At 36.2% G+C, this 15998-nt stretch carries 13 protein-coding genes; 1 reads left to right on the top strand and 12 read right to left on the bottom strand.

The window, feature by feature from the left end; genetic code table 11:
• Positions 1–197: 197 nt before the first annotated feature.
• The 4 genes from prfB to hpf all read right to left on the bottom strand — a co-directional run bounded on the left by prfB (position 198) and on the right by hpf (position 5514).
• A protein-coding gene (gene prfB / locus LXM54_RS24480) for a peptide chain release factor 2 (protein WP_233318444.1) occupies positions 198–1308 on the bottom strand; the annotation gives its coding sequence in 2 pieces (ribosomal slippage) (positions 198–1235 and positions 1237–1308; 1110 coding nt in all).
• A 229-nt stretch (positions 1309–1537) separates the two neighbouring features.
• Positions 1538–4054, bottom strand: coding sequence for a preprotein translocase subunit SecA (gene secA / locus LXM54_RS24475; protein WP_233318442.1), 2517 nt, complete (start codon positions 4052–4054; stop codon positions 1538–1540).
• A 328-nt stretch (positions 4055–4382) separates the two neighbouring features.
• Positions 4383–4715 (bottom strand): bh protein, encoded by a 333-nt coding sequence (locus LXM54_RS24470; RefSeq protein WP_233318440.1) that lies wholly within the window; start codon positions 4713–4715, stop codon positions 4383–4385.
• Between the two features lie 247 nt (positions 4716–4962).
• Positions 4963–5514 (bottom strand): ribosome hibernation-promoting factor, HPF/YfiA family, encoded by a 552-nt coding sequence (hpf, locus tag LXM54_RS24465; protein ID WP_233318439.1) that lies wholly within the window; start codon positions 5512–5514, stop codon positions 4963–4965.
• A gap of 799 nt (positions 5515–6313) precedes the next feature.
• On the opposite strand from hpf, the gene LXM54_RS24460 reads away from it, so the two are divergent.
• Positions 6314–7480 (top strand): glucose-1-phosphate adenylyltransferase, encoded by a 1167-nt coding sequence (locus LXM54_RS24460; RefSeq protein WP_233318437.1) that lies wholly within the window; start codon positions 6314–6316, stop codon positions 7478–7480.
• A gap of 47 nt (positions 7481–7527) precedes the next feature.
• Here the strand turns inward: LXM54_RS24460 and LXM54_RS24455 are convergent, their stop codons facing one another.
• The 8 genes from LXM54_RS24455 to LXM54_RS24420 all read right to left on the bottom strand — a co-directional run.
• Positions 7528–7863, bottom strand: a complete 336-nt coding sequence (locus LXM54_RS24455; RefSeq protein ID WP_233318435.1) for a flagellar protein FliT — start codon at positions 7861–7863, stop codon at positions 7528–7530.
• Positions 7863–8264, bottom strand: a complete 402-nt coding sequence (gene fliS / locus LXM54_RS24450) for a flagellar export chaperone FliS (RefSeq protein WP_233318433.1) — start codon at positions 8262–8264, stop codon at positions 7863–7865. The genes LXM54_RS24455 and fliS overlap by 1 nt, the downstream gene beginning before the upstream one ends.
• A gap of 15 nt (positions 8265–8279) precedes the next feature.
• Positions 8280–9785, bottom strand: a complete 1506-nt coding sequence (locus tag LXM54_RS24445; RefSeq protein WP_233318431.1) for a flagellar hook-associated protein 2 — start codon at positions 9783–9785, stop codon at positions 8280–8282.
• Between the two features lie 247 nt (positions 9786–10032).
• On the bottom strand, positions 10033–10401 hold the full coding sequence (gene flaG, locus LXM54_RS24440) for a flagellar protein FlaG (protein WP_233318429.1): 369 nt from the start codon (positions 10399–10401) through the stop codon (positions 10033–10035).
• A 117-nt stretch (positions 10402–10518) separates the two neighbouring features.
• Positions 10519–11574: a glycosyltransferase family 2 protein gene (locus tag LXM54_RS24435; RefSeq protein ID WP_233318427.1), complete on the bottom strand. Its 1056-nt coding sequence runs from the start codon at positions 11572–11574 to the stop codon at positions 10519–10521.
• A 63-nt stretch (positions 11575–11637) separates the two neighbouring features.
• A complete protein-coding gene (locus LXM54_RS24430; RefSeq protein ID WP_267913483.1) occupies positions 11638–13395 on the bottom strand; it encodes a bifunctional glycosyltransferase family 2 protein/class I SAM-dependent methyltransferase in 1758 nt (585 codons plus the stop codon).
• A 90-nt stretch (positions 13396–13485) separates the two neighbouring features.
• Positions 13486–15393, bottom strand: a complete 1908-nt coding sequence (locus tag LXM54_RS24425) for a glycosyltransferase (RefSeq protein ID WP_233318423.1) — start codon at positions 15391–15393, stop codon at positions 13486–13488.
• Positions 15394–15487: 94 nt separating this feature from the next.
• Positions 15488–15998 (bottom strand): flagellin (locus LXM54_RS24420; RefSeq protein WP_267913482.1); only part of this gene is annotated, 511 nt, incomplete at its 5' end.

Here is a 15998-nt window from a genome sequence, read left to right as displayed (position 1 = left end):
TTTGGAATATTTTCACGGCAACTTCATGCCCTCCTTACCAACATAATGACTTAAAAAAATTATACGTTACAATTCCTTGCCCAAATGCATACTTGGCAAAACTTTACCAAAATTAAATAATCACTTCATAATTAATTACCTATTGCGAGTATTCTTAAACACAAAAAACGCCATCACTTGTTGTGATGGCGTAAATGTTATTCTGCAATGCTTAGCTTTGAACGCAAGTATGCATTTATGAAGAGGTCGATGTCTCCGTCCATAACGGATTGTGTGTTACCTACTTCTGTGTTTGTACGGTGATCTTTGACAAGAGAGTATGGATGGAATACGTAGGAACGAATTTGGCTGCCCCAACCGATATCCTTTTGCTCGCCGCGAATTTCTGCAAGCTTCTCTTCCTGTTCTTCGATCTTTTTCTGGTATAGCTTTGCTTTTAGCATTTTCATAGCAGTCTCCCTGTTTTTAATCTGAGAGCGCTCTGTTTGACAAGACACGACTACTCCTGTCGGGATATGTGTAATACGAACAGCGGAGTCTGTTGTATTAATATGCTGTCCACCAGCACCGCTTGCTCGGTACGTATCAACCTTCAAATCCTCTGTACGGATTTCAATTTCAATCTCATCATTGAATTCTGGCATAACTTCACAAGATACGAAGCTCGTATGGCGGCGTCCAGATGAGTCAAATGGCGAGATGCGGACAAGTCTGTGTACACCTTTTTCTGCTTTTAAATAACCGAAAGCATTATGACCTTTAATCGCTAACGTTACACTTTTAATCCCAGCTTCATCACCTGGCAGATAATCCAAAGTTTCCACTTTGAAGCCTCTTTTCTCTGCCCAGCGTGTGTACATGCGCAAAAGCATACTGCCCCAGTCTTGTGATTCTGTTCCGCCTGCACCTGGGTGCAGCTCTAAAATAGCATTGTTTTTATCATAAGGCTCACTTAACAGCAAATTCAGCTCAAACTGGCTTAAGCTACTCACTAAATCAACCAGTTCTTCTTCCAATTCACTGCGCAATTCAGCGTCATCTTCTTCTTTAACCAATTCATAAGTAAGTTCCAGGTTTTCAAATGTTTCTGTCAGCTTATAAAATTCATTAACCTGGTCTTTTAAACCATTGCTTTCAGAGATAACTGTCTGTGCCGCCTGCTGGTCATTCCAGAAGTCAGGATGCAGCATTTCATCTTCCAAATGAGCAATTCGTGCCTCTTTGTTATCTAAGTCAAAGAGACCCCCTAAAGTTTTCTAGTGTTACATTTATCTTCTCTAATTCGTTGCGAATATCTGCTAATTCCATTTATCTGTCACCCTTTTTAAAAATTATAGTTCAAAACAGCATACACTTGCTGCTTCCTTCTAGTATTATATGGCTTTTCAAGAAAAATTGCATGCTTTCCTTTCCGAAAGGTGTTTTGCTTAAACTTGACTCTGTATTCAAGCATTTCCAATCTTCATGAAGATATACAATTCCTTTGACTAAGAAAGACCTGCCTCAAAGCAACAGGAGAGGCAGGTCCTTTCATTTATTATAAATTAGCTCCGTGGCAATTTTTATACTTTTTGCCGCTGCCGCAGAAACAAGGAGCGTTTCGGCCAACATCAAGCTTTTTCATAACCGGCTTTTTCTTTGGCTTCTTTTCGCCCTCTTCTTTCGGATTAACTGCTTGTCCCTTCATTACTTCTTCCCTTTGAAGGTTTTCACGGATTTCCGCTTTCATGATGTACTTAGCAACATCCTCTTCAATGGATAAGACCATTTGTTCAAACATCGCAAATCCTTCTGATTGGTACTCGCGAAGCGGATCGATTTGTCCATATGCACGAAGATGGATACCTTGACGCAGCTGATCCATTTGGTCGATATGGTCAATCCATTTGCTGTCAACAGCACGGAGCACGATAACTTTTTCGAATTCTCGCATTTGTTCTGTTGTAAGCTTCTCTTCTTTCTCATCATAGTGGCGCAATACCTTTTCCATGATTGTTTCAACGATTTCATCGCCATCTTTGCCGCGAATATCATTTAGCTCCAATTCACCTTCTTGAAGCAGATTTCCGTTGGCATAATCAAGGACTGCCTGCAGATCCCAGTTTTCCTGATCTTCACTGTCCGGTGTATGTGCCGCCACATGGCGTTCTAAGGATGATTTAATCATCGCTTCTACAATGGTACGAAGATTTTCACTTGTCAGCACTTCATTACGCTGTGCATAGATAATTTCCCTTTGCTGGCGTAGTACATCATCATATTGAAGAAGCTGTTTCCGTGAGTCGAAGTTGTTTCCTTCCACTCGTTTTTGAGCTGATTCAACAGCCCTTGAAACCATTTTACTTTGGATAGGCTGGGAATCATCCATGCCTAGTTTTGACATCATTGCCTTCATTCCGTCAGATCCGAAACGTCGCATCAATTCATCTTCCATAGAAAGGTAGAATTGAGTAACACCAGGGTCCCCTTGACGTCCGGAACGTCCACGCAGCTGGTTGTCAATCCGTCGGCTTTCATGGCGTTCTGTACCGATTACAGCCAAACCGCCGACATCCTTGATTCCTTCTCCTAATTTAATATCCGTACCGCGTCCTGCCATGTTAGTTGCGATTGTAACAGCGCCCTTTTCACCGGCAGTAGCGATGATTTCCGCTTCTCTTTCATGATTCTTCGCATTCAAGACATTATGAGGAATGCCTTTTTTAGAAAGATACTTCGAGATGATTTCAGATGTCTCAATCGCAACTGTACCGACTAGAACAGGCTGTCCATTTTTATGTCTTTCTGCAATATCCTCCACAACAGCTCTGAACTTGCCGTCCATTGTTGCATATATCAAATCAGCGCGGTCATCACGGATGATATCTCTGTTTGTAGGGATGACAACAACACTCATATTATAAATATTGCGGAATTCCTCTTCCTCAGTTTTTGCAGTACCAGTCATCCCGGCAAGCTTTTCATACATGCGGAAGTAGTTTTGGAATGTGATTGTCGCAAGTGTCATGCTTTCATTCTGGATTTCAAGATTTTCCTTAGCTTCAATCGCCTGGTGAAGTCCGTCACTGTATCGGCGGCCCTTCATAAGACGGCCTGTGAATTGGTCAACGATGACAATTTCGCCGTCCTGCACAACATAATCAACATCCTTATGCATGCTCGCATGTGCTTTAAGGGCTTGTGTGATATGGTGGTTAATTGCTACATTGCTGACATCAAACAGGTTTTCAATTTGGAAAACTCGCTCTGCCTTGCTCATCCCTTCTTCTGTAAGCTGAACACCCTTCGTTTTTTCATCGTAAGTATAGTCTTTTTCTACCTTTAGACTGCTCACAAAAACATTTGCACGCACATACAGCTGTGTCGACTTCTGAGCAGATCCGGAGATAATCAACGGTGTTCTCGCTTCATCTATCAGAATGGAGTCAACTTCATCGATAACAGCATAGTATAAAGGTTTTTGAACCTTTTGCTCATTGTAAAGGACCATGTTATCGCGAAGATAATCAAAGCCGAATTCATTATTTGTTCCATACGTAATATCAGCATTATATGCTGCCTGCTTTTCATCTCTTGATAAACCGTTTAAGTTCAAGCCGACAGTTAAGCCAAGAAACTCATACAGCTGTCCCATCTCAGCAGCATCACGTGACGCCAAGTATTCATTGACTGTTACAACATGAACGCCTTTGCCGGAAAGTGCATTCAAGTAAACAGGCATTGTCGCAGTTAAAGTTTTACCTTCCCCTGTCTTCATCTCAGAGATGTTTCCGTCATGCAGGGAAGCTCCCCCCATTAACTGTACAGGATACGGGTATAATCCAAGCACACGTTTTGCAGCTTCCCTCACAACTGCAAAAGCCTCAACAAGCATATCATCGAGCGTTTCACCTTTTTGGTAGCGCGCTTTAAACTCTTCTGTTTTTGCTTTTAGCTGCTCATCGCTTAATGCTGCCGTTTCACTCGCCAAAAGCTCAACCTTTTCTGCAATCTTTGTAAGTTTCTTTATATCGCGCTTATTCTGATCAAAAACCTTATTTAAAATACCAAGCATTAAAAAACGCTCCTTTATTATTGTAATGAGAGATTCTATTTAAAAACTATCATTTGGTTATTATATCAATAGCATAAAAGCTAGTTTATTTAAGCAACTATAGCATATTCATTGTTCATTAAAATCTCATGAAAATGAAGTGACTGTTTTGTAAACACCCTATAAAAAGGATACCATTAAATATATGTAGCTGCACTAGTATTTTCCTATATATATTACCATTTCCGCAATAGAGTGACAACTTTCGTCTGAAGGAAAGATGGAATAGACTAGAAGGGGTTATAAATATGACTTTGTCCTAAAAGCAAAATTCATTATATTAAGAAAATCAACATTTTTTATAGTACTTCATAACCTTTCTCGATTCATTTAAGTAGCGCATGAACCGGTATGGCTTGCTGATCACCCTTATTGGGAGTCTAGCGATAAATCGGCTCAAATCCTGTTTATATTCTTCAGTAATTCTACTCGGCTTTGTTGCGATATGCTCAAACAGTTCCTTGTAGAATTCCCTCATGATATTAACCTTCATGCCTGCTTCATATAAACAGGAATGACATTTGACGCTCGTTATTTCTTCATTTATATAAACAACATCATGAAGACTTTCATTATTGCAGTGTGTACAAAACAAGTTTGCTTCCATTACAGACCTTTTCATTGCCGCTCACACCCCTTGAAAATGAAATTGACACCTAGTAAGAAGATATTCTGGACCCACACTTATTATCTAATATTTATCTATAATACTTTCGCTCATTATATCAAACACTCCTCTTGATTGCAGGAGTATTCAAGTAATTGCCATAATATTATCGCAAAATACTGCGATTTTAAAAAAAGCTTCGTATTTAAACAGAAAAAACCTGCAGTTATATCCTGCAGGTTTCCTTCTTGCTGCTATACGTTTATTTTGCTTCAATAAGCCCGTACTTGCCGTCTTTTCTTTTATAAACGATATTTGTTGAGTTAGTTTCCGCATCAGTGTAAACAAAGAAGCTGTGACCAAGAAGATCCATTTGTAAAATGGCTTCCTCACTGTCCATCGGTTTTAAATTAAAACGCTTCTGGCGGACAATTTCCATCTCGTCCTCTTCTTCCTGAAGTGCTGCTGCACTAGGCTCATCTGCACCGAATAAAGTGTTCAGATTGCCTTTTTCACGCTGCTTGCGGTTCACTTTCGTTTTATGTTTTCTGATTTGACGTTCCAATTTATCAACAATCAAATCAATTGCTGCATACATGTCCAAGTGATCTTCTTCTGCTCTAAGCACAAGCTGGGACATCGGTATTGTTACTTCCACCTTTGCAGTCTTATCATTGTAGGTTTTTAAATTCACATTGACATTTGCATCTGGCGTCTCGGAAAAATATCTTTCCAATTTAGAGATTTTCTTTTCTACATATTCTCTTATTGCTGGAGTTACCTCAATGTTTTCTCCTCTAATGTTGAAATTCATAAGTTACTCCTCCTTTTGTATTCCAGTGCAAGTCTTATTGTTCCCCTCGCAGCTTTAAAACTATGCGAGTAATGAACTTTTTGACTATACATTATATTTCTCGTTTACCCTTCCACATTCCTGCAAAAACTTTTAGAAAATTCGACAAATTTGTGAACAAATAAAAAACTGGCTGTTTTTTAAAAAAAGTTTACGGCAAATTTTTCATCTGCTTTTTTAGACAAATTTTTCAAGAGAATCTTTATTAATATAGCAACTGCCATTTTTCTAAATATCCCTTTTTTTATTCACACTTTTTCATTTCAAGCAGACGCAGGCATGGCGGACATGTTCTTCTCCATAAATAAACATAGTCTTTACTAGCTTTTCGTATCCTGCTTTTGGACTAAATTCTATTTTAGAACAATCTTTTACAATTTTTTTGATATAACTTGGTTTTAAAAAAAAATAGCTGGGGTAATTAAAAACTACATGAAACAAGCCAATAACATCTCAAAAAAAAGAACTGTACCTCTTCAAAATATAAATAAATATTCGAATTTTGTCGGTAGTTGACAGAAAACATCTAATTATTTTAATTGTTAAAGTAATTAAAATCTAATAGAATTACGTCTATATGAATGGCCAAGGAGGAAAACAACATTGAACAACTTGAAAGTATTAACTGAACTTCCAGAGGAACAGCATAACAGCATTGAAGCTGAAGAAGAGCATGAGTACTACTACAAATTATGGGAAGATGACCGCTTATAATACTTCATCTAAACATCAATCTGAAAACGAATACAGGAGGGTTATCATGAAAAAACAATGTATCGCCATGCTTTTAGCCGGTGGAAGAGGAACGAGATTAAAGAAACTGACAGATCATCTAGCGAAACCAGCAGTACCGTTCGGTGGAAAATACCGAATCATCGACTTCACTTTAAGCAATTGCCGGAATTCTGGCATTGATACAGTTGGCGTGCTGACACAATACCAGCCTCATGTATTGCAAAATTATATTGGAGATGGAAAAGAATGGGATCTTAACAGAAGAGACGGCGGTCTTTCCATCCTGCCTCCGTACCAATGCGATACGGAAGAACGCTGGTATGAAGGAACTGCACATGCCATTTATCAGAACACTCCCTTCATTGAACAGTATGACCCAGAGCATGTTTTGATTATTTCTGGCGACCATATCTATAAAATGGATTATGATCTAATGCTGAAACAGCATATCGAGACAAATGCTGATGCAACGATTTCTGTTACAGAAGTACCGTGGGAAGAAGCAAGCCGTTTCGGTATCATGAATACAGAATCTTCAGGCAATCGTATCAGTGAATTCGAAGAAAAGCCAGAAGATCCAAAGTCAAACCTAGCTTCTATGGGTGTATACATCTTCAAATGGAAAACCCTCAAAGCTTACTTGGAAAAAGAAGAAAACAATCAAGACAGCTGCAAGGATTTTGGAAAAGACATTATCCCCGCAATGCTGCATGACAATTTAAAACTCCACGCATACCAATTCAAAGGCTACTGGAAAGATGTCGGCACAATCGACAGCTACTGGGAAGCCAATATGGATCTGCTTGAAAAAGAATCCAATATCTTCTTAAAAGATAAGGAATGGAATGTCTACACTGTAGAACAATCCCATCCGCCAGTATATCTTGATGACTCTTCAGCTGTGAAGCATTCATTAATCAGCGAAGCATGTGAAATCTACGGAACAGTAGAAAACTCTGTCATCTTCCATGGAGTAACGATTGGGAAAGGCGCTGTCATTAAAGACTCTGTACTTCTGCCAGGAGCAGTTGTTGGGGAAAATGCAGTTGTTGAACGCGCAGTCGTTTCATCCAATGTAGAAATCGATGCCTATTCTGTCATTAAATCGAGCAAGCCCTACGATCCCATCGCCTTGATCGGTGAAAATGTCGTTAATGATAAGAAGCATCATGAGCTTTCGAGAGTGATCTAAATAAAATAAAAACCATTCACTTAAAAAAGTGAATGGTTTTTGTGATGTTATTTTCTTTTATCATAATAAATGCCATCTGTTTGCAGAGACTGATACGGATTGACATACTTCTGATTAGAAGCTTTTTTATGCTTTAATTCTTTAATATCTTGCTGAATGTTTTTCTTTTCCGCTTCAAGGAGCCCTAACAGCTCCTTATCCTGCTGAAGAAGGGCTTGACCCAGCTTCTTCTCCACTTCTGTTTCAGGTGTTTTCAAAAGCGTAAGCGTCGCCTGCCTTTTATTAAGAAGGTTATTGATTTTATCAGTATCCTTTTCTGGTTCACCCTTTAAGTGGTCAATCAGCTCTGCAGTAACTGCATAGCATTGCTTGATTGCTTCCATTAAACTTGCCCGCCAGAAGCATATTGTTTTTGACGGTTAATCTGGATAGCCTCTTTCCATGTATCTCGGAATTCTGTCAACAGAAATTCTACATCCTCCAGAATTTTGATGTCACTCACAATATTAGCTTTAATCAGCTGACGGTTCATGAAATCATATAAAGACATAAAGTTTTTAGAAATTGGAATTTCCATATTCAATGTCACCATCAGTTCTTGGATAATGTTTTGCGCCTTTTGAATATTTAAGTTTCTCGTCGCAATATCATTATTTTGGATGGCATTTTTGGCTAAACCGATGAATTTCAGGCAGCCATTATAAAGCATAAGCGTTAACTCGCCTGGTGAAGCTGTATTAACTGAATTCTGTTTGTATGATTGATACGGATTAGTAGTTGCCATTTATATTACTCCTTTTTATTGGCTGAACATGCTTGTCAAATAACCAGACTGGCTGTTCGCTTTATTGATAGCTGTCTCCATTGCCGTAAATCTTGCCCAGTATCTATTTTCAATTGTCGTTAATCTATCTTCAAAATCTGAAATTCTTGAACTGTATTGATTCAACAGTTTTCCTAATGTAAATGTGTTATTAACACTTGAAGAAGAACCAGCCTTCGTCTTGATATCGTCCATTGCTACTTTCAAGTTGGCTCTGACCTTCTGTGCAAACCCTTGATCAGCTGTACCAGTAGCACTGCTGTTTTGGAATAGCTTATAAACACTATTAGGATCGGCCGTAATTGCTTCCTTTAGCTTGTCTTCATCGATTACAAGCTTACCGCCTTCTAAATAGTTGTTAGTCGTTGTGATGCCAATATCAGAAAGTCTAGAGAAAGCACCGCCTGTGTTTACGATAGAACCAAGACTAGAACGCATTCTATTCAACACATTAGAAAGAATCTGATCATTCTTTAATGTCCCGCTCTTCGCCTTCTCTTCCCACTTCTTAATCTCATCCTCTGTCATCTCTTCCTTTTGAGCATCAGTCAAAGGAGTATAATCTCTGTACTTCGTCTCACCGATTTTATCGCTGATTTTTTCGATTATTTCGTTGTATTTGTCAACGAAGCCTTTAACGGAGTCGTAAATAGAATCAACATCAGCTGTTGATGAGAATGTTATCGGCTTGCCGGCTTCTGTTACTTGTTTGAGTGTTAGTTCTACACCGTTGATTCGGAAGGTGTTGGATGATCTTTCTGTTTCGATTCCGTTGTATGTGAATTTAGCGTTTGAACCTGCTGTTCCATTTGTCCCAGTATTGTCAGATGCTACATTCAATTTTGTTAGTAGAGAGCCAGCGGTTCCATCCTGATCTCCACTTAGTATGATTTCACGGCCATCTGCCACTGCTCCTGTATTTTTCGCAGTAAATGAGATTTGTTTAGAAGTAGGATCAAAAAATGCTGTTACACCTGACTGCTGATTGATTTTAGCAACTAAGCTGTCCATCGTGTCTGTATCTGTAATTTCAATATCCTTGCTTGACATAACCCCGTTAGCATCAATCGCAGAAATAGTCAGTTTTGTGTCAGTAATCCCAGCACTGCGCAATGTTGCAGTTGAATCAGTAATAGCTGTAGCACCGTTACTTCTTATTGAACCAGCCGTAGCCAACTTCTCTATTTCAATTGATCCCGAAAAATCAGTCGTAGATGTTACGTTCTTAACAGACAATGCATCTGAATTAGATGAATTGATTGTTTTCTTAATAAATGTTGATTGCTTTTGCAATCCATCAGATAACAATGTATCCAATGACAGCAACAAGGTGTTCATTTCGCGATAGTCGTCTCGCTGCCACTCTGTATATGTTTTCTTTTGATTTAATTTGTCTAAAGGTACTCTTTCCGCAGTCATTAGCTGTTCTACTAAGGAGTCTATATCCATGCCGCTTGCGAGTCCGCCTATTCTTAAAACCAAATTCCTCACCTCGTACTTTTTTTATATTTAAACTAATAAAGCTAATGCTTTTTTTAAATATAATCATTGATTACTATTATTATCGGCGAGTCTTTTTCAGCCTTTAACATTTTATTGAGATATCTTACTTTTTACCTATATTGAATCTGCTAGGAGAAAGAATTAGTTAAGAGGATATGCCTATGCTTTTTTAGGGATGACAGCAGCCTTGCCTATTAAAACAAAGAGCTGCTGTCATTAGTATGAATCAAATTTTCTCGTCTACCATTAAGCCCAAATACTCTTTCATCGCAGCATATATATCGAGCATTTTTTCTGAGGGTATTTCTCTGATTACCTCTTTTGTGTCATCATTAATGACTTGTACATAGTACTCTTCCAACTTATCGTGAAGCTGGAATTTAAGAGATGTGTGTGCAGGCTGAATAAATTCATTCATGCTGTTAATCAAGCTTTCCAGATCTTTTCTCTCTTTTTCCTTGCTTGCAGGATCAACAGGCTTATTCTCCTCTATGAGCGGATTAGCAGCTGGTTCGCTCACCTTTGTCACACTATTCTCATTATTCTTGGGTTGCTGAGCTGTATAGACGCTATTTGAAGTATACTTTTCTATCATTGGCATTCCCCCCTAAAAAATATATACTACATCTGTTATATCGGCTGCTTTTTTCTGCTTTTAATACAATGAAAAAGGCAGTTCGGATTTATTGCCGAACTGCCTTTTTCTATTCAATTAAATTGCTGCAAGCCTTTTTTTAGCTGGTTCATAGCCCAAATTGGCAGACTTCATATAATTTCTTTTTGCCTCAACCATGTTGCCGATTGCCTCATGATATACTCCTAAATTATACAATGCTAAAAAACTTCCTGTTCCATTCAAATATTCTATATGCTTCCCCTTGTTGATTTCTAGACAAGCAGTAAAGCTTTCCTCAATTTTCGGAAGTAAGTGAATAGCTTCATTCAAATGTTTTAAACAATAATCCAAATAGAAAAGGCCCTTATAAAAGTGAAAATCAGTAACATTGTTTAATTTTAGTTCATTTTCAAGAATAACAGAGAAGGTATCTTTGTCTACCAACTCCTTCCCTGTCTGGAGAAGTTCTAATATAACTTGATTATAAAAAAGATCTCTCTCACTAATTAATTGATAGCTTTTTCGTAAATAAGTTATTGATTTTGTAAAGTCTTTAACAATTCTATATTCTTTTCCAAGTTGATAATAATAGTAGGGATCATTAGGGGTGTTACTCAACTCTTTAAGAAGCAACGGTATATTTCTTGTATTTTTCGCCTTATTCAAATACCCAAAGTGAGAAATCGTTATTTTCATTTCCACCCTTGGTAAATTTGAAACTAGTTGTTCATGGATTGTTCCTTTATAACGAATGTAGTTAGGAAAAAATCTTGAAATATAGATGCTTGACGAAAAAATATTTCCATCCTTTTCAAAAGTATTTTCCTGTTTAAGCTTACCGATTTGATGGTTATCCCCTATTTCTTCCAATACTTCACGACTACCTTCTGTAATATACTCATCAGCATCTAAAACTAAAATATAATCTCCTCGGCATTTATCAATCGCAAAGTTTCGAGCTGCTGCAAAGTTATTATTCCATTGGTAATGATATATAAATATATCTCGGTAATTCCCTAATATATTTAGTGTATTATCTGTTGAACCTGTATCTACTATTACTATTTCATCGACTAAATCACTAACACTCGCAAGGCATTTTTCAATATATTTTTCTTCATTTTTTATTATCATCGCTAATGAAATTTTCAAGATTATCAACATCCATAGATTTTAGTTTTCGTTTTATTTAATAGTAATACAAAAACTTACTTATCAGATATTATCCATCATCTCTAATAATTCTCTGGCTGCATTATCTCCATTGACTTTCTCCAAATAATGTCGCGCTAAATCAAGTTCTCCTATCGTATACAGGAAGTAACCTAAATTGAATATGGTGTCTTGATGGTCTGGATTAATCTTTAATGCATACTCTAAAAATGGGATTACATAGTCATGGGCACCATTTTCAAAGCATTTTGTTGCCAGGATATTTAGTACACTTTCTTTATTAATGACAGCTTCATCAACTATGGATATAACTAACTGCTCTGAAATGAGATTATCTGTTAAGTTTTTAATGATTTTGTTAACATTTTCATCAATGCTAATACTCTTTTCAATATTAATTAAACTATCCTTAAGGTCATTTGCTGAATCTACATTAGGATTATTTTTAAACACCTTCAACAAATATTGGTAGGCACTGAACTGATCTTTAATTTTTGGATTTCCTAATTCAGATAGTTTTTCAATGAAGAGTTTATCTTCATCTGATTCATAAGTAGTGACACTTCCTACCTCCATCTTGCCGTAACCAGCTTGATAGAACATTTTAGTTAATTCATTCAGTGTAAAAAATCTTAAATGTGTTCTGTCAAGAATTCCAGAATCCGTATACGTCCAATGTCCATTTAATAATGTTCTCATATTACTGAAATGCATAACATTGGGAATGCTTACTAAAAGCTTACCATTACTTTTTAAATATTTTTTGAAGTTATTTACTGTTTTCCATGGGTCATTTAAATGTTCTAATATATCCCCTAGAATGATATAATCAAAAAATTCTTCCTGATAATCAAGACCTTTTTCTATATCTTGCGCCCTCACATCTGCAATAAGCGAGGCAAAAAATGCTGTATGTTCATTTAGTTCAATTCCAAATAAGTTTGCATTTTTGAATGTTTCTTTAATTTTTAACAAGGTTGCTCCACATGCACAGCCAACTTCTAGAATATTTAGCTTTTCTTCCTTTGGAGCATCTATTAATGAAATTAAATCTCTTCGTGTATGTGTTGTATAGTCTAGATTAAAGCCCCACTTAGCCTCGAATTTTTCCTTGTTTTTTCTTAATAGCTGTTGATAGGCTTCCGGTTTATCTCTAAAAGACGTACTTCCAAAATGATGAATAAATGTATCACCACATAATAAAAGCTTATATCCTGCCTTTCTTATTCTGAAAGAATAATCATCATCTTCAAAATTACCTGGTGAAAATTGCTCATCTAATAAGCCAATTTCATCAACAACTGATTTTTTAATCAGCATGCAAAACCCAACTAGTTTTAAGCGTTCCTCCCATTGAACTGGATTGCTTTTATTAAACTCCTGAGCAAATAACTGCATATCTTCAATCGATTGATAGTTAGTAGGTACAGTCTGGAAGTTTGAACAGTTATTTGTGACTGCACCGACACATCCAACTTTTTCAGAGCTATTTAAGGCAACCAACAAATTTTCCAGCCAATTATTTGTTACAATCGTATCATTATTTAATAGAAGGATATTATCTCCTTCTGCTATTTCTATCCCCTGATTGCATCCTTTTGGAAATCCAAGATTTTCTTCATTAAATATTGTCTTTAAATCCTCTTGTTCCTTTAACCATTGAACAGTGTCATCAGATGAATTATTATCTACAACGATTATTTCATAGAAGCCCTTTTGTGTGTATTTTCTGATACTCTCAATACACAATTTTGTATACTCCAATTTATTATATGTTAATAAAATTATACTAGTGATCATATTAGAATGCCTTCCTGTTATTAAATTTAGAGAGACCGAAACCTTATTCTTTAATGGACAAACACATATCCATTAATTCATATTCCAAAATTATGCTTTATGCTCGTTCAAATAGTCGCTATCTTTAAAAATCTCCATTGCTTTAGTAACAGTTGAGTCAAGAAGCTGTTTATCACCGTGTTCTAAAATTATCTTATAAAATCTAAAGTCATTTTCAAACAGCAGCATTGCATACTTCGAAAACTCTAAAGCATTAACAATATTTCCAGTCTCCAATAGCCCATTAATTATATTGAGATAGTCCTGTTCTGTATAAAAATCCCAATCACATTTATTATATAGTTGTAATGCTTCTCCTTTAAAATCATTGCCATATAAAGTGGCTGCTGCTTTTGCGAAAGACTCCTGTCCTAATAAATCCACACTCTTCAGAAGTGTTATAGCCAAATTATAATTTTTATAACTCAAAAGGATTTGCAGCGTACCTAAAAAGACTTCATCATTAATCGTAGAGTTGTTTATTTGACCATCAAGCAATTGGATGACCGCATGAAACTGCTCATTTGTTTCGAGTCCTTGAATCAAATTATCCACTTTATTATTACCTTTAAATCTATCCCTTAACAAATAAAGATCTACGATATTAATTAGTTGTTTTTGATTCAATTTTTCAATAACTGAAACTTTTAGTAAATCTTCAAAATCTTCTATTGTCCCGTTACCATTTACACAAAAATCCTTGAGGCTAGCTATTTCCTTTAAAGTTTTCTCATCTTCTAGAATAAATGAATTGATTATATTTGGTTTTCCAACATTAAAGCATGCATTCATATAGTAATGAATATTATTTTTATTTATTAAATCATTTGTTTTAATAAAATCGATAATTTCCTCTTCATTGTGGAATTTCGCTAATATATAGACTACTTTTCTGATGCTATCAGAATCTAACTTATTTATATTTAATACACTTACATAGTGGTATATTGCTTTTTCATAATTTTTCTCATAGAAGTATATTTCACCAAGTCTTCTATTAGGCAATAACTCCTTTAAATCTGCTCTTAAAATGGTATGATTATATTCATTCGGATTGTCAAGTATCTGATTAAAATGAATCTTAGCATCATCAAACTGTCCTCTTAAGAAACAGACCTCTCCCTTTAAGGCAACCATTTCATAGGAACCAGGATATAGTTGAATCGAGTCATTAATTACATTTAATGCATCATTATATCTTTTCAGCTGAAGCAAGCAAGCAATTATTTGAATAACTGTACTAGCTACCCAAGCGAAGTTAGGATTAGTTTTTAAACTATACGCAGTCATAAACGCTTTTAATGCTTCTCCATATTCACCAAGAGAAAAATACTCATTCCCTAAATTGAAATAGTCAAATGCATTTTTTGTTTCCTTCATTTCTATATCAATTAACTCTTTATTACGTTCACTTTTCCCTTTTTCTTTTACTGTTTTATTAAGGTATCCGGAATGAAAAATTAATAGTTTAGCTATATGACTGTTTACAGGTGAGCCGTCAGCTGCATGCAACTGCTCATGTATAGCACGATAGTACGATAATTTTCCATTATTTTTATATACACGGTCATGAAAGTTCTGAATTAGACTTTCTCCATATAATCCTGTAAAGTTTAAAATTCTCACACCATACTTGTCATATAACCCATTATCTTCTTTTAAACCAGCAATAAATTCCTTATAACTTTCTTCATCTATATACTCATCTGCATCCAGCACTAAAATCCAGTCACCAGTAGCTTGTTCTGCTGCATAATTTCTTGCCGCCGCAAAATCATTAACCCATTTAAAATCAAATATTTTTGAAGTGTATTTGCTTGCGATTTCTTTCGTTCCATCTGTAGACCCAGTATCAACGATAATCACTTCATCAACAAGATGTGCAATAGATGCAAGACAGCGATCCAATACATTCTCTTCATTTTTTACGATCATGCATAATGATACTTTAATACTCATAGTATTTCCTCCTGTTAAATAATAGTGCTAATAAAAATATCGTGCTTTAACAAAGAAAAGCACGATATTTCAATAGAACTACTAAAATATTTTATTATTGAAGTAATTGAAGTACGCCTTGTGGCTGTTGGTTTGCTTGAGCAAGCATTGATTGAGCTGCTTGAGCAAGAATAGAGTTCTTCGTTTGGTTCATCATTTCTTTCGCCATGTCTACGTCACGAACGCGAGATTCTGCAGCAGTCAAGTTTTCAGAAGATGTATCCAAGTTGTTGATAGTGTGCTCTAGGCGGTTTTGAAGTGCTCCTAGGTTTGAACGTTGTGTAGAAACAGTTTTGATTGCTTCATCAATTGTAGAAATTGATTGACTTGCTAGTTGGTTAGTTCCAACACTCATTGCTCCAGAAATACCCAAGCTAGTAGCGCCCATTCCGCTGATAGAGAAGTTGATTACTTGTCCATCATTTGCTCCTACTTGAAGTGTTGCAGAGAATGATCCTTTTAATAGGTTTTGCGTGTTGAATTCTGTTGTATCAGCAATACGGTCGATTTCTTTTGTTAATTGATCTAGCTCAGTTTGGATTTGAGATCTGTCGTCAGTAGTGTTC

The sequence above is a fragment of the Bacillus sp. Au-Bac7 genome, assembly GCF_021341655.1.
In the GTDB taxonomy this organism is placed as follows: Bacteria; Bacillota; Bacilli; order Bacillales; family Cytobacillaceae; genus Niallia.
The sequence above is the reverse complement of the archived record's forward strand: the minus strand, read 5'-3'. Positions and strand labels throughout refer to the sequence as shown.